Below are 781 nucleotides of genomic sequence, written 5' to 3'. Positions count from 1 at the left end.
GCGCTTGGCCTCGTCGTAGCGGAAGGTGGGGAAGCTCACGCTCATGCCGGCGATGGGCTGGCCCAGCCGGTCGAAGATCGGCACGCCCAGGCAGCGGATGTGGTCGTCGAATTCCTCGCGGTCCTCGCCGAAGCCCTGCGCCTTCACCCGCTCCAGCTCGGCCTGGAAGGCGGCCGGCTCGGTGATCGTCTTGTCGCGGAAGCGCTGGAACTCCGCGCCGGCCAGCACGCGCGCGCGGCGCTCCGGATGCTCCCAGGCCATCAGCACCTTGCCGATCGCGGTGCAGTGCAACGGCGCGCGGCGACCGATGCGCGAGTACATGCCCAGCATGTGCCGGGAGTCGACCTTGTGGACGTAGATGATCTCGCTGTCGATCAGCGTGCCCAGGTGGACCGTCTCGCCGGTGGCGTCGGCCAGCATCTGCATGTGGTGCTTGGACAGGTCGACCAGGTCCGGATACTGCAACGCCTTGGCGCCGATCTCGAAGACCTTCATCGCCAGGCCGTAGCGCTCGCTGTCGGACTCCTGGTGCACGTAGCCCAGGGTCTTCATCGTCTGCAGGAAGCGGTAGACCGTGGCCTTGGGCATGGCCAGCCGCACCGAGAGCTCCGAGATGCCGGTGTCGCTGCGTTCCGACAGGGCCTGCAGGATGGCAAAGACCTTGAGCACCGCGGCCACCGACTCGGGCTGCTGCTTGCCATCGTTCAGATCGTCATCCATGCGCAACGTGTTCCTGGAAAGGGAAGATTTCACCACAGCCGGCCGGTGCCCGCGCCCGCGC

Annotated in this window: 1 protein-coding gene; it reads right to left on the bottom strand. The window is 67.2% G+C overall.

What is annotated here, in order from left to right; all coding sequences use genetic code 11:
- On the bottom strand, window positions 1-720 hold a 720-nt coding region (gene kdgR, locus FUT87_RS24620), incomplete at its 3' end, for a DNA-binding transcriptional regulator KdgR (RefSeq protein WP_147242699.1).
- Window positions 721-781: the final 61 nt, after the last annotated feature.

The sequence above is a fragment of the Mitsuaria sp. TWR114 genome (genome assembly GCF_007997345.1).
The sequence above is the reverse complement of the archived record's forward strand: the minus strand, read 5'-3'. Positions and strand labels throughout refer to the sequence as shown.